16 protein-coding genes are annotated in these 18075 nt (G+C 50.2%); 7 read left to right on the forward strand and 9 right to left on the reverse strand.

Features of this window, described 5'->3' with window-relative positions; genetic code table 11:
- Window positions 1-206: 206 nt before the first annotated feature.
- Window positions 207-2030, reverse strand: coding sequence for an ATP-binding protein (locus tag ACJJI7_RS11925; protein ID WP_444902077.1), 1824 nt, complete (start codon window positions 2028-2030; stop codon window positions 207-209).
- A gap of 937 nt (window positions 2031-2967) precedes the next feature.
- Here ACJJI7_RS11925 and csrA point away from each other — a divergent pair.
- Complete coding sequence (csrA, locus tag ACJJI7_RS11930; RefSeq protein ID WP_444902076.1) at window positions 2968-3156, forward strand: carbon storage regulator CsrA; 189 nt, start codon at window positions 2968-2970, stop codon at window positions 3154-3156.
- Window positions 3157-3222: 66 nt separating this feature from the next.
- On the opposite strand, the gene ACJJI7_RS11935 is transcribed toward csrA, so the two are convergent.
- The 5 genes from ACJJI7_RS11935 to ACJJI7_RS11955 form a co-directional block, all read right to left on the reverse strand.
- Window positions 3223-3780 carry a hypothetical protein gene (locus ACJJI7_RS11935; protein ID WP_444902075.1) on the reverse strand — a complete coding sequence of 186 codons (558 nt, stop codon included), beginning with the start codon at window positions 3778-3780 and terminating at the stop codon, window positions 3223-3225.
- Between the two features lie 495 nt (window positions 3781-4275).
- A complete protein-coding gene (locus ACJJI7_RS11940; RefSeq protein WP_444902074.1) occupies window positions 4276-7050 on the reverse strand; it encodes a valine--tRNA ligase in 2775 nt (924 codons plus the stop codon).
- Between the two features lie 148 nt (window positions 7051-7198).
- Window positions 7199-8023, reverse strand: coding sequence for a hypothetical protein (locus tag ACJJI7_RS11945; RefSeq protein ID WP_282951424.1), 825 nt, complete (start codon window positions 8021-8023; stop codon window positions 7199-7201).
- A 24-nt stretch (window positions 8024-8047) separates the two neighbouring features.
- Window positions 8048-8470, reverse strand: a complete 423-nt coding sequence (locus ACJJI7_RS11950; protein ID WP_282951423.1) for a DNA polymerase III subunit chi — start codon at window positions 8468-8470, stop codon at window positions 8048-8050.
- Window positions 8471-8580: 110 nt separating this feature from the next.
- Window positions 8581-10047 (reverse strand): leucyl aminopeptidase, encoded by a 1467-nt coding sequence (locus ACJJI7_RS11955; RefSeq protein WP_282951422.1) that lies wholly within the window; start codon window positions 10045-10047, stop codon window positions 8581-8583.
- A 189-nt stretch (window positions 10048-10236) separates the two neighbouring features.
- On the opposite strand from ACJJI7_RS11955, the gene lptF reads away from it, so the two are divergent.
- Both lptF and lptG read left to right on the forward strand, forming a co-directional pair.
- A complete protein-coding gene (lptF, locus tag ACJJI7_RS11960; RefSeq protein WP_020412235.1) occupies window positions 10237-11373 on the forward strand; it encodes an LPS export ABC transporter permease LptF in 1137 nt (378 codons plus the stop codon).
- Window positions 11360-12421 carry an LPS export ABC transporter permease LptG gene (gene lptG / locus ACJJI7_RS11965; protein ID WP_026304958.1) on the forward strand — a complete coding sequence of 354 codons (1062 nt, stop codon included), beginning with the start codon at window positions 11360-11362 and terminating at the stop codon, window positions 12419-12421. Before lptF ends, lptG begins: the two co-directional genes overlap by 14 nt.
- Window positions 12422-12427: 6 nt before the next feature.
- On the opposite strand, the gene ACJJI7_RS11970 is transcribed toward lptG, so the two are convergent.
- From ACJJI7_RS11970 to ACJJI7_RS11980, 3 genes are all read right to left on the reverse strand, one after another.
- Window positions 12428-12919, reverse strand: a complete 492-nt coding sequence (locus ACJJI7_RS11970) for an RDD family protein (protein ID WP_020412237.1) — start codon at window positions 12917-12919, stop codon at window positions 12428-12430.
- A 76-nt stretch (window positions 12920-12995) separates the two neighbouring features.
- Entirely contained in the window at window positions 12996-13484 is a 489-nt protein-coding gene (locus ACJJI7_RS11975; RefSeq protein ID WP_020412238.1) for a hypothetical protein, read from the reverse strand.
- 419 nt (window positions 13485-13903) lie between these two features.
- Entirely contained in the window at window positions 13904-14599 is a 696-nt protein-coding gene (locus ACJJI7_RS11980) for a class I SAM-dependent methyltransferase (RefSeq protein WP_444902073.1), read from the reverse strand.
- Window positions 14600-14682: 83 nt separating this feature from the next.
- Here ACJJI7_RS11980 and ACJJI7_RS11985 point away from each other — a divergent pair, with 83 nt between their 5' ends.
- From ACJJI7_RS11985 to ACJJI7_RS12000, 4 genes are all read left to right on the forward strand, one after another.
- Window positions 14683-16317, forward strand: a complete 1635-nt coding sequence (locus tag ACJJI7_RS11985) for a GMC family oxidoreductase (protein WP_444902072.1) — start codon at window positions 14683-14685, stop codon at window positions 16315-16317.
- Window positions 16314-17117 carry a putative RNA methyltransferase gene (locus ACJJI7_RS11990; RefSeq protein ID WP_020412241.1) on the forward strand — a complete coding sequence of 268 codons (804 nt, stop codon included), beginning with the start codon at window positions 16314-16316 and terminating at the stop codon, window positions 17115-17117. The genes ACJJI7_RS11985 and ACJJI7_RS11990 overlap by 4 nt, the downstream gene beginning before the upstream one ends.
- Before the next feature lie 74 nt (window positions 17118-17191).
- Window positions 17192-17647 carry a tRNA adenosine(34) deaminase TadA gene (gene tadA / locus ACJJI7_RS11995; protein ID WP_020412242.1) on the forward strand — a complete coding sequence of 152 codons (456 nt, stop codon included), beginning with the start codon at window positions 17192-17194 and terminating at the stop codon, window positions 17645-17647.
- Window positions 17634-18071 carry an ion channel gene (locus ACJJI7_RS12000; RefSeq protein WP_020412243.1) on the forward strand — a complete coding sequence of 146 codons (438 nt, stop codon included), beginning with the start codon at window positions 17634-17636 and terminating at the stop codon, window positions 18069-18071. Before tadA ends, ACJJI7_RS12000 begins: the two co-directional genes overlap by 14 nt.
- The last annotated feature ends 4 nt before the right edge of the window (window positions 18072-18075 follow it).

The following is an 18075-nucleotide window of genomic DNA, read 5'->3' on the forward strand; positions in this document are numbered from 1 at the left end:
CACGATTACCGCCCTTTTATCGAAAAACAGCGATCCCAATAGCCTGAAGGCCAATTCCAAGTATTTAATCTCCTTTACCTCTAAACCAAAGAGAAAGAGCCGCCAGAGAGGGAGCTAGTTCTATTGCCGGCACCACTCTCTAGTCATTGGCTGTCCTAGATTGCTACCCGCTAGTCATTGGCTGTCCTAGATTGCTACCCGCTACACTAGTTTAGAAAACCAGCCATTGTAGTGAACCACTCTTTCACTTCTCCGTTAGGGTCTCTTTCATGAATCATATTCGCAGTCATAAGTGGAAAAGCTCTTTCTGCAAGGCGTATTTTGGCATTACTATCTTTCATAACACCATCATATTCTTGTGCAGCTGAATATGCTTCTGCGAAAACCTTAGGCGTTGCTTTTCCATCCTCATTAGGTTGGTCTGTTACAACAACATCTACATCAAAAGCCTCTTTTATTACATCTGAGTGCAGGTAACTCTCGATTTCATGTTTTTGTGTAATGAAACCAATTGAACCGTCGCCACGCGCGTTAACTTGCTCAATTATACCAACATAACTAGACACATCAGCATCGTAGATGTGCATTTCAGGTCGTCCGAAACCTTTTAGATAATTATCGTTCACCCAATGTTTTAAATTACCACCGCCTAGAACAACGAAAGCGACTCTTTCATCAGTAGTTAAATCAGGAATCGAATTATCTTCTAGATGTAATGCGCGGCTTAGCGATTTTAATGCTTTGACGTCTGTTGGGCCTTCAACACAGCAAATTAACTTAACTCGGCTATCTGGCGTCACTCCAAGAGTTTCTGCTACTTTTCCGAGTACATCTACTCCACTTTCTATGCAAGGTTTGGCATTTTCATCTCGTGTAACGAAACGAATACCTTCTATTGGAAGATCACTAGCAAATCCAGGGTTATGAGTCGTAAGTATTACCTGACAATTATGTTCACTCGCAAGATCTGAAAAAGCCTGTTGGAGTATCTTTTGATTGTTGGGATGTTGAGCGGTTTCAGGCTCCTCTACAGCGTAAATAATTCCTTTTTTGCTACCTTGAGTGAGGAGCCTTTCTGCTTCAGCCTTAAAGAAACTAACTAAGACCAATCGGCGCACACCGCTTCCACGTTTATTTAATGGTATACCATCCGTACTAAGGCTTACGGAAAATAAGCCTGTCCATTTCGCTGGAGTCGGAGGAGTAAAATCGGGAACTAGTTCTGATGCAAGAGTTTTATCTATGGTTTTAAGTGCTTTATGAGTATTACTGGCAATCTCTTCCGTCCTTACTTTTACTCTTTTCTGAATTCGTTCAATATCATCCTTAACTTCGGCTATTGCAGTAGCAACAGCTGCCTTCATAGGATCTTGAACTTCTCCATCTGAATCTTTACTACTCCTATCACTTTGAAACAGGGCAAACAAAGGCAAATACTTATCAAGTTGCTCCCAGATTCTTTTGCTATCTTCTTTAGGTTTTGTTACCGGTATCTCTATCTCTTGAAGTTCCAAGTTTTCAGCATTTTCCCATATAGCTTTTCGCATTAGAGGGTTGCCTTTAAGTGCGCTATCAATGCCCTGATCTTTTATTATTTTCTGCAGATCTTTTTCTTTAAGTTCAAGTAAGCTGTTTATGCCAGCAGCTGTAGGGTGGTGAGCAATAATAAAAACATCACAACTTGGCGTTTTCTTTCCACAATCAAAGACCTTTTTAATTTTTAAGGTTGACTCAGATGTCAATAAATATTCGTTTCCTAGTGTAGTTTCATGCCCACTATCAAGGATTATTTTGTCTGGAAGCTTCGTGAATTCACAGGTGATACAAACCACTTTATCATCGTTAGAGATGTTTGCATCATCTTGGCTAATCTTTACTGTATCATTGTTAAAGAATATCTCTAAAGCTTCTAATACAGTAGACTTTCCTATATCGTTCTTGCCAATAAAAGTAGTAAGGTCATCTATCTGAACCTTAACGCGGTCTTTGTAGCAGCGTATATTTTCGATTTCTACTGATATAAGCTTCATGAAAATTCCTTTTAAGGGTTATAGCAGTGTATTCAAAAGCAGTCGTATTATATCACCAGTCAATATATTTCAAGAGGAGAAAAACCCTCTAGCCAAAAAAAACATACAATCAGTATGTTAGCCTGCACCGGTGGAAAATTACTCTAGTGAATATATTGCGTCTGTATTATATCCCGATATTTTGCTGCTTTTGATCACAGATGTAAACTAGCTAAAATTCAACAAGTTAACGTTCTTTTTTCTGTGGATATGTGTAGCTGCTCTTAATCCTCGAAATAGAGAACACAGAAAAGTAACAGCCTGTATATAAAAACAACAAAGTGAAGCCTCTAGGGATGATCTATTGTTTCTGGATTCCAAGCTGAAAAGCAGTGAAGAATACCAGCCTTAACGACCATTTTTATACGCGACTGAAATTTTTCAATGCATGAGCAATCAAAAATATAGGCACAAAAATAATCTTATTGAAATTTATTCAGTTTGTTTTAGTGTCAAAGCTGCGTAAAATCGGTGGATATTTATCGGTATTTGGGTCGTCATTGAACAGCCTTCTGAAGGCCGATGACCAAAGAGATTCGAAAGAATCAAGAATTTTCTAAAAACCATTCCCTCAAAGGAGAACGGTAGCGTGACGTAAAAGTAAGTAAAAGGCGCTGACCCAAGGTGCGCTAACACCCGGGGCCAGCTAACCAAATTGATACTATGACTATCAAAATGGCTATATGGATCATACGCTAGAAACCCGCTCGTCTTCAATAAAGTGGAGTCCATTCAGTAGTTTGGGGCGTGTCCCCTGGCTCTGGAAGCGTTGCGTCTGCCTTTTCTACCTCTATGCCTACCGTTCTCGTGCTCCACCTGATACTTCCTTAAAAGTTACTTTCAAATCCTTCCATTAAGGGAGGTCTACGCATGGATTGAGTATTCATAGGAAGCAATTATGTTGATCTTAAAGCGCCGTACGGGTGAAAACTTACGAATTGGAGCGAATGTCTCAATTACGGTATTGGAAGTTAAGGGTAATCAGGTAAAGATAGACATACGTGCTCCCAAATCTCTGCCCGTTCACCGTGAGGAAATCTATAGACGTTTACAAAAGGAGAGGGTGTTGGGGGATGGAGTTGGTTGAGATTACGGAGCGCCCTAAGCAAGGGCGCTTGTTTGCTTGTTCGGTCCGCTGGGTGGGTTAACGCCGTCAAATAGATGGTTTTGTTAAGGCATTCCTCTCGAAATACCGTTTATACATATTTGAGTAGTTGTTACCCACCTGAAAGGAGCTTATATCTTCGTAACTCATTTCCGAGTATTCGTCATCCCAGTTGGCAGCCCCACTAAACCCCAGCATTGAGACTGAATCTTCGCCAATGACACGTAGCTCCCCAAGTAGGAAGATTGGATACTCTGGGTCTTCATCCTCGATTATGAAAAATCCATATTCTTTCCCGATAGTAGATAGTACCGTATACCAATTGGTTACATCATACTCTTTCGAGAAATCTATCCTGGAGTACAATCCTTCATCTTTGAAGATTTGGGTCTGAAAAAGATCTGTTTTGCTTGATTCAATACTGCTGACATCAGACAACCGAAGAACCATAAGCCCATCAAGATTAAAGTCATATACGTATTGAATCAGAATGAGTTCTTTAGAATGTGCCAATACAAATCCTTGTAATTTATGCCCATCAATAGCCTCTCTCTTAATAGTTACGAGATTCTTTTCTTCCTTAAGTTTGTTTAAATCTTCGTCCATCGGGGAGCCTTAACATTTATATAGTAATCATTCTGACCACTATTATCATGATTGCGATCCTGGAATCAATCTAATGAAGGAATGCAAAAATAATCACTTCGGCCACTATCCCCAATGAATAGACTTTCTCCAACTCACTGTTATGCCTGGGGCTTTCAATCAATCAGGATCTTTATAAAAAGTAATATTCAAGCCGATTGAAAATCATATTGATTTCTTATCAGGTACTTAGGAGGGTTGAAAAATTGGGCGGTGCTTGAAGCGTTTTAGCGCGCTTTAGGTCGTATGCCACTTCGGTAATGCTGATTTTGGAGCCGACAAACCCATAAGCGGTGCAGGTACATTGAGCACATACTCGGGTTCTGAAGTTGATAGAAAATAGAAAGGCACTAGGACTAGAAGGGGCAGTTTGATTTATATCAAAAAAAGAAAAGGGGGCAGAGCCCCCTTTTTTAAATCAGATCCGCTCTTCACCGGAGCGGATTATCAGAACCATTAAAGGTTGCTGATTTCCTCAAGCTGCTGCTGCAGACGCTCGTGAGCACCTTTCATTTCCGCAAGCTTGTCCTTCTCCTTGGCAACAACGGCTTCGGGGGCTTTGTCTACAAACTTGGGATTGTTGAGTTTGCCTTCGACTCGAGCGAGTTCTTTGGAAAGTTTATCAATCTCTTTTTGCAGACGTGCACTCTCGGCTTTAACGTCGATCAGGCCGGCCATGGGTACGAGCAATTCCATATCGCCTACCAGGGCGGTGGCGGAGGCGGGTGCAGCTTCTCCACTTTCCAGCCAGGTGATTTCTTCGAGGCTGGCCAGTTTGATCAGCAGGCTGCGGGCTTGCTCCAGCAGTTCTTTGTCACGGTTGGAACCGCCGCGCAGGATCAGTGGGATTTTCTTCGCTGGGGAAATATTCATTTCACCGCGAATATTACGCACGCCTTCAATAACCTGCTTCAACCAGGCAACGGCCGCTTCCGCTTCTTCGTCGATCTTGCTGTTATCGGCTTCCGGGTACTGCTGCAGCATAATGGTGTCACCGTTGGAACCGGCGAGGGTTTTTACACGCTGCCAGATTTCTTCAGTGATAAACGGCATCAGTGGGTGGGCCAGACGCAAAATGGTTTCCAGTACGCGGATCAGGGTGCGGCGGGTGCCTTTCTTCACTGCGTCGGAGGCGTTGTCGTCCCACAGTACCGGCTTGGACAGTTCCAGATACCAGCTGCAGTACTCGCTCCAGATAAAGTCGTACAGGGCCTGGGAGGCGAGGTCGAAGCGGTAGGTATCCATCGCTTCGCGCACGGTAATTTCGGTGCGCTGCAGTTGGGAAATAATCCAGCGGTCGGCGATGGTCAGTTCAAAATCCGTGCTGCCGTCCTGCCCACAATCGTGCTCTTCGCAGTTTTGCAGAACGTAGCGGGAGGCATTCCAGATCTTGTTACAGAAATTGCGGAAGCCTTCGATACGGCCCACATCAAACTTGATGTCGCGGCCGGTGGATGCCAGCGAGTAGTAGGTGTAGCGCAGGGCATCGGTACCAAAAGCAGAGAAACCTTCAGGGAAGTCCTTGCGGGTTTGCTTTTCGATCTTCTCGCGCAGGTGCGGTTGCATCAGACCAGAGGTGCGCTTCTCTACCAGGGTCTCCAGGTCGATACCGTCGATCAAATCGATAGGGTCGATTACGTTGCCCTTGGATTTGGACATCTTCTGGCCGTGGTTGTCGCGCACCAGGCCGTGTACGTACACGGTGTTAAACGGTACTTCCTTCTTGAAGTAGAGGGTCAGCATCATCATGCGCGCGACCCAGAAGAAAATAATATCGAAGCCGGTGACCAGTACGGAGCTGGGGTGGAAGGCTTTCAGTTCTTCGGTATCTTCTGGCCAGCCCAGGGTGCCGAAGGTCCACAGGCCGGAGGAGAACCAGGTGTCGAGTACGTCGTCGTCCTGGCGCAGGCTGATGTCGGCGCCCAGGTTGTGCTTCTCGCGCACTTCCTCTTCGCTGCGGCCAACATAGACATTGCCGTCGTTGTCGTACCAAGCAGGGATGCGGTGGCCCCACCACAGCTGGCGGGAAATACACCAGTCCTGGATATCGCGCATCCAGGAGAAGTACATGTTTTCGTAGTTTTTCGGTACGAACTCAACGCGGCCATCTTCAACGGCGGCGATGGCTTCATCGGCCAGGGGCTGGGTTTTTACATACCACTGATCGGTGAGCCAGGGCTCGATCACGGCGCCGGAGCGGTCCCCGTGAGGTACCTTGAGGGTGTGGGGCTCTACTTTTTCCAGCAGGCCGAGGGCGTCCAGGTCATCGACAATCTGGGTGCGCGCGGCAAAGCGCTCCATGCCCCGGTATTTTTCCGGCACTGCGTCGTTCAGGTGGGCGTCGGCATCGAGGATGTTGATCATCTCGAGGTTGTGGCGCTGGCCCATTTCGTAGTCGTTGAAGTCGTGGGCTGGGGTGATTTTTACACAGCCGGTGCCGAATTCACGATCGACGTATTCGTCGGCAATAATCGGGATTTCGCGATCCGCCAGGGGCAACTTGATGGTCTTGCCAATCAGGTGCTGGTAGCGCTCGTCTTCCGGGTGTACGGCTACGGCGGTATCGCCGAGCATGGTTTCCGGGCGGGTAGTGGCGACCACCAAGTGGCCGGAGCCGTCGGAGAGCGGGTAGCGGAAGTGCCACAGGTGACCCTGCTTTTCTTCGTTTAGTACTTCGAGGTCTGAGATCGCCGTGTGGAATTTCGGGTCCCAGTTCACCAGGCGCTTGCCGCGATAAATCAGGCCGTCTTCATACAGTTTGATAAAGACTTCCTGCACCGCTTTGTAGAAGCCGTCGTCCATGGTGAAGCGTTCGCGGGACCAGTCGGGGCTGGCGCCCAGGCGACGCAGCTGGCGGGTAATGGTGCCGCCGGACTCTTCTTTCCACTCCCAGACCTTCTCAATAAACTTGTCGCGGCCCAGGTCGTGGCGGGATACGCCTTCGGCGCCCAGCAGGCGCTCTACCACCATCTGGGTGGCGATACCGGCATGGTCGGTGCCCACTTGCCACAGGGTGTTGTCTCCCTGCATGCGGTGGTAGCGAATCAGGGCGTCCATGATGGACTCCTGGAAACCGTGGCCCATATGCAGGCTGCCGGTGACGTTCGGCGGCGGGATCATAATGCTGTAGGGCTTGGCCTCAGTATCCCCGGAAGGCTTGAAGTAGCCGTTCTCCTCCCAGGTTTTGTACCACTGCTGTTCGATGGCGTTGGGCTGGTATGTTTTGTCCATGCGGGCGGGAAACCTTGTGTTTAACTGACTGCGTGCACAGCGTTTTGGCTCAGGATAGTCTGGTGCTTGCTCGGGCTGCGCGGAAAAAGGGGGGAATTATACCGCTGGGGTCTGGTGGGCAAAAGGCAGGTTTTGCCTGTATTGGTAATCAGTCCCAGACGCCCAGCTCGTCGACGACTTTTTCTATCTGTGCGCGCAACCGCCTCTCCAGTTGTGGCAATTGCTGTGCAACTAACTGTTCGATCAGGGCCTGGCGCTGCCGTTCCTTCTCGGTTGGCTCCAGCTGGTCGGCAGGCTCCCCTTCTTCAGTAATGGCTTGGGCCATTGCCAGGGCCTGAGTGCGTGTACCTGCGCTGGCGGGGTCTACCGGCTCTGGACTTTGGGCATCCTGGTCTACACCGGTGGGAACCTTGCCACCAGTGAGGCGCGCACGAATATGGGCAGGCAAGAAAGGGTTTTCCTGGGCGGGGCTGCTCTCTACCTGAGCTTGCTTCGCAGTTTCAGTTATCCCTCTGCCAGTCGCTTCAGGATCTGTCACCTCGGTTTCAGTCTCAGTTGGGGGCAGTTCCTGTAGTGGACGCAGCAATGCCAGGTCGGACTCAGCTAGCTGCATTTCGCACTCTGAAGGGGCAACTTCTTCCACCGGCGAGAATAGAATAGGCAGATCCGCCGTATCCAGGGCATCCTCCTCTATAGTAGGGGCTGATTGCTGCTGAGACATAGAGTCTGTTGATGAAGGGAGATCCGATGGTGGCTCGGCAGTAAGGGTGGGGACCTCTACCTGGGATCGGGGCTCTGGTGTCTGTTGGGAAGTGCCTTGCCCGTGAGGGCCGGCTACTTGATTGAGCAGGGGAATTTCGTCCAGGTCGTCGCTATTAAGGAGGTCGTGCAACGAACTGAGCTCGCTGAGCAATTCGCTGGGCTGCTTGCGTTGTTGTCCGCGCTGCTTGTGTTTGTTCTTTCGACCGGACATAGCGGTAGTGAGTAATTACATGCCTTAGTTGATCTTATGGGATTGTAACGGATATCCGCGATCACGGAAGTGACCAAATCGTAATCGTGAGCGCTGCAGTGTATCTGGATGTTGTACAACTATCTCCGCAAGGCGCTCAAAGCGGCTGAACCACTTGGGCACTTTGCTACATAAATTAATCAGCAGTCCATGGTGAGTTCCCGGATCTTCCCCGCTATTAATTTCAATGGCTGAGTGCTGCTCTTCGCTTTGAGCAGCATGTGGGAGAAAGCTGTCTTCGCGAAAAGTCCACAATAGCTGGTCGATCTGGCTGGCGTGGTCCCGGTTATCGACGGCAACCAGCACGCGCAACCCACTGCGGTAAGCCTTATCCGCAAGGCGACAGGCGAAAATATCCGCCTGTTGGGGCTGGTCGGATGAAAGGATATAAAAGTCGATTCGAGTCATCGAGGGCGCCGGTGAAATTCTTGTCCATGCAGAAAAGACAGACGGCCCCACCGGAGCCGTCCTATCAGCTACCCACCGTAAAGTGGGCGGCTATTGTGCGCGTTTAGCGCTTATTTGCCCAGGAGGTATTCAACTAGTAGTGGAACCGGGCGGCCTGTAGCGCCTTTGGCGGCGCCAGACTTCCAGGCACTACCTGCGATGTCCATATGTGCCCAGTTGTAATCCTTGGTGAATCGCGCCAGGAAGCATGCGGCAGTAACAGAGCCCGCCTCGCGGCCGCCAATGTTTTGCATATCGGCAAAGTTGGAGTCCAGCGAGGGTTGATATTCATTCCACAGAGGCATTTGCCAGGCGCGGTCTCCGGTAGTCTCGCCGGCCTTGATCAGCTCTTTAGCGAGCTTTTCGTTATTGGCATACAGGCCTGTTGCATGGTGACCAAGGGCAATAACACAGGCACCAGTCAGGGTAGCGATATCAATAACAGCACGGGGTTTGTACTTGCCGGCATAAGTAAGGGCATCGCAGAGTACCAGGCGGCCTTCGGCATCGGTATTCAGGATCTCGATGGTTTTACCTGACATTGAGGTCACAATGTCACCGGGCTTGCTGGCGCCGCCACTGGGCATGTTCTCTGCGGCAGCAACCATGCCCACAACATTGATCGATGGCTTCAGCTCTAATAGTGCATTCATCACGCCGAAGACACTGGCAGCACCACCCATGTCGTACTTCATTTCATCCATAGCCAGGCCGGGCTTGATGCTGATGCCGCCGCTATCAAAAGTGATGCCCTTGCCGACCAGTACAATCGGCTTGTCACTGGCTTTACCACCTTTGTAGTTCATGGCAATCAAGGCCGGCGGCTGGTCGCTCCCCTTGGCAACACTCAGCAGGGCACCCATGCCCAGGGCTTTCATTTTCTTTTCATCAAGGACCGTGGTAGTGAGTTTTGTGTGTTTTTTGGCCAATGCACGAGCTTCACTTGCCAGGTAATTGGGGGTACAGATGTTGCCTGGCATATCGCCCAGTTCACGGGCTACATTACTACCGATTGCTTGGGCTGCCCCGATATCGATTCCAGATTGAATAGATTTGAGTTGCTTTCGCTCCAGGCCGTGTACCGTGAACTTGCTCAAGGGATAGGGCTTTGCGTCAGTCTGGCACTGGGTGAAGCGGTAGGTGGCAAGTCCGGCTGCCATTGCAATTTGCTGTGCTTGCCAGGACTTGTCTGCACCGTCTACATCCAGTTCACACAGATAAGAAGTGGCGTCCTTGAACTTTTTAGCCGCTGTAGCGCTGGTCGTGGCCAGCTTGCGGAATTCAGCCTGGGTGAGAGCACCCTTGCCGGCACGAACGACCAGTACGCGATCACTGGGACCTTCGATCAAGTCAATCAGTTGGGTGCTGCCTGGCTTGGTGCCGAGGTCACCGCGCTTGAGGATTTTGCCAATCACTCCCCCGGTGAGTTTATCTAGGCTTTTTCCACTGTGGGTAAGGCTGTTTTTGGCATCTGCCGAAATAATGGAGCAGGCTGTGCGCTGTTTGGTGATATCCAAAACCTTGGCGGAGAACTGCATTTTTAGCTTTCCTTAAAATCTGACAAAAGATTGCATGGCTCAGAGCCGAGACATAGCAAGAATTTTTAGTGATAATGCGTCGCACAAGTTTAACCTGCCCGTCTTTGGAATGCTGTAGTCGGTGGGAAACTTGTTCATTTTGAGTCCAGATTTCATCACACCGCTGTCACCAAGGAATACGTTCGCCCTGTGATTATTTTCCGCTACCTCTGCCGTGAGCTGCTGTTTGCCACGCTGGCAGTCAGCGCTGTTTTACTTTTAATGGTGATGAGTGGCCGATTTGTTAAATACCTGGCGGAGGCTGCCGCGGGTGATATCTCGGCTAATATTCTTTTCTCCCTGATGGGGTTCCGTCTGCCGGGGTTCCTTGAACTTGTGCTGCCCCTGGGGCTTTTCGTTGGGATACTGCTCGCCTACGGTCGCTTGTACATTGAGAGTGAAATGACAGTGTTGCATGCCTGTGGTTTCAGCGAGTGGCGGCTGCTGATGTATACCCTGGCTCCAGCATTGATGGTGGCTCTGGTCGTGGCTTCCATGAGCTTGTATTTCTCTCCTGCAGGTGTGGCACGCTCTACTAACTTGCTCAATATTGAGAAAGCCCGCAACGAGTTCGACCACCTGATACCAAAGAAATTTATCTCCACCAGTGGCGGTCGTGCAGTCTATTACGCTGAGTCCCTTAGTGAGGATAAGTCCACAATGCAGGATGTTTTCCTGGCTGAGTTGGGTGCGACTGAGGAGGAGACACAGGCAAACCACCAAGTGGTGACCCGTGCGCGCGAGGGTGTGCAGCAAGTCGACCCTGAGACAGGGTTGCGTTATTTGGTGTTGCGCGATGGTTATCGTTATGCAGGGGTGCCTGGGCAGCGTGAGTACAGGCAGATGGAGTTTGACACTTATGAGGTGCTGCTCGAGGTTCCTCAATTGCGTAATCGTTGGCGTGACCAGATGGAATCAGCACCCACCTTGCAGCTATTAAAGAGTGATGACCCCAAAGAGAAGGCATTCCTCTATTGGCGCTTCAGCCTTCCAGTTTTAGTACTAGTGGTCGCCGTGTTGGCTGTCCCTTTATCCCGAACAAACCCCCGGCAGGGGCGCTTTGCCAAGATGATCCCTGCGATCCTCCTTTACCTGATATACCTGGTAACTCTGCAGGGCGTTCGTGGTGCCATTGAGGACGGCAAGTTTGCCAACCCCTCTGTGATTTGGCTGGTGCATCCGCCGTTCCTATTGATCGGTTTGTTGTTGCTGGCTATGAGGAACTGGCGGCGCAAACCCAAGTTGCGCCCAGAAGGAGTAGGGGAGGCGACAAATGCTAAGGCTTGATCTGTATATTGGTCGAACCATAGCCCTGGCAGTGGGTGCGGTACTTCTTGTTATCCTCGGGCTGGATATTGTATTTGCCATTGTCGATCAACTGGGAGAATTCAAGGAAGGCTACGGCTTTGCGGAGGCAGTGCAGTATGTTTTGTGGAAGCTTCCTGCACGGATTTATGAGCAGTTAGGTTTTTCCGCACTGGTTGGCTGTATGGTTGGCCTGGGGACTTTAGCCGGAACCAGCGAGTTGACGGTTATGCGCGCTGCTGGAGTATCGATCGGGCGTATTGCCTGGGCTGTGATGAAGCCGATTATCCTGCTGATCCTGATCGGTTTGGCACTGGCCGAATTTGTTATTCCCAAGACAAATGTCATTGCTGAGAACAACCGTGCCCGCGCGCTCGGAGAACTGGAGGCCACCGGTCTGGAGAGTGGTCTTTGGCTGAAAGACAGCGGGGAATTTGTGCATTTCAACGCGGCCCTGCCGGATGGCGAACTATACGGAATAACCCGCTATCACTTTGACAGTGATCAGGAGCTTAAACGCGTAGAGTTTTCTGAGCGTGGGCAGTTCGAAGGGGATAAATGGCAGTTGGAAAACAGTCGTATTACCAGCTTTTCAGCGGAGAATACCCAGAGTGAACTGGTACCGACCAGTAGCTGGAATGCCGAGATTTCCCCAGAGCTTTTTGCGCTCATTGTACCGCTACCCTCAGACCTATCCCCGAGAGATCTCTGGTCCTATGGTACCTTTCTCGATCGCAAGGACGAGGACTCCAGTCGCTACTGGCTGCAGTTCTGGAAAAAGCTTTTGCAACCACTCACCATTGCCAGCCTGGTGATGGTAGCGATCTCCTTTATCTTTGGGCCTTTGCGCGAGGTAACCACGGGGTTACGGGTTTTTACCGGCATTATTGTCGGTATTGTTTTCCAGACAGTGCAGGATATGCTTGGTCCGTCTTCATTGGTTTTTGGCTTCCCACCACTACTGGCCGTGGTGGTGCCCATAATTCTGTGCTTCATAGTGGGGTGGTTACTACTTAAGCGCGCCCGCTGAAGCGAATCACTTTTTCTTTTTGGGCAGCAGGCGCACCTGGGACTCAGATATCAGGTCGTGCCAGCTGGCCTTATCAGACCTGGCCCAAGCGGAAAAATAGCCGAGGCCAAGGCATGCCAATGATATTGGTGCCACTACAGCACGCAGGATACATTGACGCCATGAAAGCTGGACGCCATCGGGATTGGCTACGATGAGACGCCAGGCGCGCATACCAACAGTTTGCCCAGCCACACGCCAGGACCAAAAAAAGTATCCTGCGATGACCGCAACTGCACCCAACTGGTAAATCGGGCCGCCCACACAAGGACTGTAATCCATGGCTTCCGGCTGGCAGTTGAGACCTCCAATTGCCGATGCGACAGGTAAGGCGACGAAGCCATAGACCATCATTAGCCCCATCAGGATCAGCAAATCGTACATCAGGGCCGCAAGGCGCCGTCCAACACCGGCTATAGGTAGTTCTGGGAAGGTAGTTGGGGTATTTGAGGTACTCACGGCAATCTCCGCCAAATTCAGATGGCGGAGATTCTAACAAACCTGAAGCTATGCAAGGAAAGGCCGCTTGCCAGTACTAGAATTCGTACTCGAAGGAGACTTTGAATTTGTCGTTTGAGAGGCTAAACCCATAATCGACAGAGTTGCCAATCTTACCGCGGTTGGTGGTATAGCGCAGTAGGCTGTTCCGGGCTGTGCGTTTATTACGTTGCTTATAGGTCTCAAAACCCATTTTCAGGATTTTGACCAGGGCCTTGCCTCCGGTAGTTGGTCGGTGTTCAGAAGGGTAGGTATGCATCTTCAGCCATTGGTAGTTAAGACGCCTCTGCGTACTGTTCATGGAGTTGTTGCGGAGGAAATCTGCTGCTTGGAGAAGGTCTGCATTGCCCATAGCGAAGGCGCTATCGGAGAAGTAAAGATTGCCGGATTGTAAATTGAGGGCCTGTTGGGAGTCGGGGATAAATAAGTCATCAGCGGAGCAGAAGCAGCAGGCGGGAAGCAGGAGCAATCCCACAGTTGTTGGTAAGGTCTTTCCCTGTCTGATTCTGAAGTTGCAGAGTACCATTCGATTTACCCCAGGGTGTTACTTCTCATCGGGACGCCGTAAGCGGTCGTTAAATTTATTATGGGACACCCAAATCAAAGCGTTATCCCTTATAAAATAGGCGGCTCTTACAACTTCACTTACTGGACAGTCGGGGATTGACGGTTAATTTTCTGCAGGCCGCATTAACTGGACACTTTTCCATTTTTGTCCAAGCAGTCGCAGATGTGAGCAGCAGGACGCCAATGTTTTTTTATTATTTTTTTGATATTGCCAGATTAATGCTAATGAAAAATTGATCTTGAGTTATGGGTCAATATCCATGGGTCTACCAAGACCCAGATCGGTTAAAACCGCAGCTTGGCGTAATAATTTTCTATACTGAACTTTTAATGCCACTTTTCCACAGAGAGTGAGTGTTGGCTTGTTTGCTCAGGGCACTACAAAGTGGTTGTTAGCCGGCCGCACAATATAAGTGAGGCTGGAAGTCCTATTGTGGGATTGAGGGGCTCCTTCAGGGAGAGCAGTACCAGGTTATTTTGGGTAAACAGATCAACCCAGCTTGATATGGTGCGGAAGTACCAGGGTGCGGCCTCTTCGAAATTCCCTTCGATCCCTTCCCAGGTGCCGGGTCTCCAGCCATCTGTGTAATCCTGCTCTCCGCAAGAAATCAAAGGATGTAATGTCTGGACCAGCAAGTGGCCTCCAGGGTTGAGTAGGCTGCCAGCTTTCTGGAAAAAAACCTCCGTTGCCGATTCACCGATCAGCGAGAAGTTACACACCACCAGGTCAAACTTTTGCCCCAAGGCTTTCGTGTCCAGGTCTTCATAGCTGGTTGTCAGGAATTGTTGATAATTCCCGCTGCGATGCTGTGCCTCTGTAATGAGTTCGGCTACGGCATCAATACCGTAGACATCAATGTTTTTAGCTGCCAAGTTGCGGGCCAACCAGCCTTCGCCGCAGCCGACATCCAGGACATTTGTAGGGTTGTGCGCCAAAATAGCTTCGATAATGGCGCAGTTGGTGATTAACTCCCGACTGGGAATAGCCGCTCGATCAATAACATTCACCCACTCCCCAGCATTTTTGTGCCAGCTTTGCAGGATTTTATTATCACTGAACTCGTAATCCTTCACCTTTGATCCTTTTCGTCTATGTAATTTCTTTCTGGTTGAGTGTACCGTCATGACAAATCCAGCTGCAAAGGTGCTGAGGTCCCATGTCCACTCAAATGGTGTTTGATTATGTGATCGTAGGTGCCGGCTCCGCCGGCTGTGTATTGGCTAACCGTTTGAGTGCTGATGAGCAACATCGGGTCTGCCTGCTGGAGGCGGGCCCTCCAGATCGCAGCCCACTGATCTCCATGCCCCTGGGGATAGGTATGCTGCTTTCCGGGACCGGTTACAACCTTCATCACTTTACAGAACCCCAGGAACACCTGCACGAACGGCGCCTGTTCTGGCCTCGTGGTCGCACCCTGGGTGGCAGTAGTTCTATTAATGCGATGGTTTATATTCGCGGTAATGGTGAAGATTATGATGCCTGGGAAGCTGCCGGCAACCCGGGCTGGGGTTGGCGTAGTATGCTGCCGTATTTCCTTCTGTCTGAAGGTAATGAGCGAGGTAGCGATGCCCATCACAGTGGCTATGGTCCGCTTTCAGTTAACGATCTGAAGTGGAAGACTGAGTCGGGACAGGCATTCCTGCGGGCAGCACAATCTCTCGGACACAGGTTAAATGATGATTTTAACGGCAGCCAGCAGAGTGGAGTCGGCTTTTACCAGGTAACCCAACGTCATGGGCGCCGCTGTTCTGCCGCTGCGGCTTATTTGCATCCAGTCAAGAAACGTCCCAATTTAAGGGTATTGACCCGCAGCCCGGTAGCGCGCCTCATGTTGAAGGGCGATCGGGCAGTGGGGGTGGAGTTGCTCAACGGCAAAAAGATCCTGGCAAATAAGGAGGTTTTACTCTGTGCTGGGGCGATTCAGTCTCCGCACCTACTATTACTCTCAGGTATTGGCCCCCAGGAGGAACTGCGGAAGTTTGATATTCTGCTGCAGAATCACCTGCCTGGGGTAGGGAAGAACCTCCAGGACCATTTGGATATTTCCCAGGTAGTGAAAACCTCGGCCCCAGTCACTTTTGCAAATGACTTGTGGGCGAAACTGAAGCACGCTACGCGCGCGCCTGAGTGGTTCTTCCTGAACCGCGGGCCATTAACCAGTAATGTTGCTGAAGCTGGGGGCTTCGCCAGTTCAACCTTGGCTAATGGCTGCCCGGATATACAGTTTCACTTCACTGCAGTGCCATCTTTTGATCACGGTCTTACTAAACAGTCTGGGTATGGTTACACGATGCATGCATGTGCATTGCGCCCTAAAAGCCGTGGGGAAATCACCCTCAATACTGAGAACCCCAAGGCGCTGCCGAGTATCCAGCCAAATTACCTAAGCGAACCAGATGATATGCAGGTGATGGTGGAATCCTTCGAGATGTCTCGGGACATCATTAACCAGGAAGATTTGCTGCGCTATCAGAAACGGTTGTTGTTGCCCGATCAAAAGCTCACCAACAAGGCTTCTATCAAGCACTATATTCGTCAGCATGCCGAGACAATTTATCACCCGGTGGGAACCTGTAAGATGGGCAATGATGATCTTGCGGTGGTCGATGCTGAGCTAAAAGTGCATGGTGTAGATGGACTGAGAGTTGTGGACGCCTCCATAATGCCCACCCTGATCAGCGGCAACACCAATGCGCCGGTGATCGCTATTGCAGAAAAGGCGGCGGATCTGATCTTGCAGCGTACGCCGCCATCAATGATGAAGAATACTCAAGTTCAGGAAGTTGAATGATTTGGCAATGTCCTCTCTGTGCAAAGCCGTTGACGCTGGGAAAAGAAACCTGGCACTGCAGTAACCGGCACAGTTTTGATCGAGCACGGGAAGGTTACGTTAATTTGTTACCGGTTTATCGCAAGCGTCGTAAGGAACCGGGAGATTCAGCTGAGATGTTGCGCGCGCGGCGCCGATTTCTAAAGGCGGGTTATTACCGCCCATTAGTAGATGCAATTGCAGCGCTGTTGCCACCGAAATCAGGTCGTAAACTCTTGGATATTGGCTGTGGAGAGGGATATTACTTACGCCAACTGGAATCCGCTGGGTGGCATGGTCATGCCCTGGCTGGTGTGGATATTTCAAAGTCCGGTGTGCGTATGGCAGCTAAATCTGATAGTGGCGCCCAGTTTATTGTGGCCAGTAATGTCAACCTGCCGGTATCCTCGAATAGCGTAGATGACTTGCTACGCATTTTTGCGCCGGCCCCGGATGAAGAAATGCTGCGGGTGTTAAAAGTGGGGGGGCAGCTGTTGGATGTTTCACCTGGACCGGACCACCTCTGGACCCTAAAAGGCCAGCTATATAAAGAGCCACGTAAACACCCTGCGCCAAAATTGGTTGAGGAACTTTACCCTGAGGTGGATATGCGCTGTTGCTTTCCTTTTAAGTTGCAGGGGCACGAAGCGATTACCGATTTTCTCGCCATGACCCCCTTTGCCTGGAAAGGCTGCCGAGAGGCCCGTGCAGAATTGGAGCAACAGGACAGCCTGGTTCTGGAAGCCGACTTTATTGTGCGCCGCTTTATCAAGCGTAAGTAGGTTTTACTTAGGGTAGCGAAATGATTTCTCCCATGGCTGCAGCTCGGGTTGATAGAAGTAACTAGAAGAGATTTATGGCAACACCAAAAGACTATGCATTTATGCGCAGGGCCCTGGAATTGGCGGAACTTGCCGCAGAGAGGGGTGAGGTGCCTGTTGGAGCAGTGCTGGTTCAGGATGGCAAGATTATTGGCGAAGGCAGCAATCGTCCCATCGGGAATTGTGACCCCAGTGCCCATGCGGAAATAGTGGCGCTGCGTCGAGCTGCTGAAGGTAAACAGAACTATCGCCTGCCCAATACAACGCTTTATGTAACGATAGAGCCCTGTACCATGTGCTTCGGTGCCCTGGTTCACGCTCGCGTCAACCGGCTAGTGTACGGTGCCACCGAGCCCCGGGCGGGCGTGGTGGAGAGCCAGTTAAAGTTAGGGGAGGCAGGTTTTTTCAATCATAAGATCGCCGTAGAGTCTGGAGTGATGGCGGAGGAAGCTGGAAAACTGGTGCGCGAGTTTTTTCATGGTCGACGCTGAACTGGCTTTTGCATTCCTGGTGAACAGCATCATTGTGGCAATTGTCGTGCTGATTCACCATGAGGTCCTCAACGCTCTGGTCCACTTAGGGCGCTGGTTGCCTGTCCGGCATAATTTCGCCATAGTAATTGGAGTATTTGGAGCCCTCCTGGCTCATGTAGCAGAAATCTGGCTGTTTGCTTACGGTTACTACTTTATGGTGAATTCGCCTTATTTTGGGACTTTAGTTGGCAATTTTAATGGCAGCCTGCTCGACTGTGCTTACTTCTCCTTTACCACATATACCTCGTTAGGCTTTGGGGATATCGAACCCCTGGGGCACTTGCGCTTTACTGCAGGGCTGGAAGCGCTGACAGGGTTGGTTATGATCACATGGACGGCTTCATTTATGTTCCTGAAAATGCAAAGGGTCTGGGATATTTAAACTG

The sequence above is a fragment of the Microbulbifer variabilis genome (genome assembly GCF_056232115.1).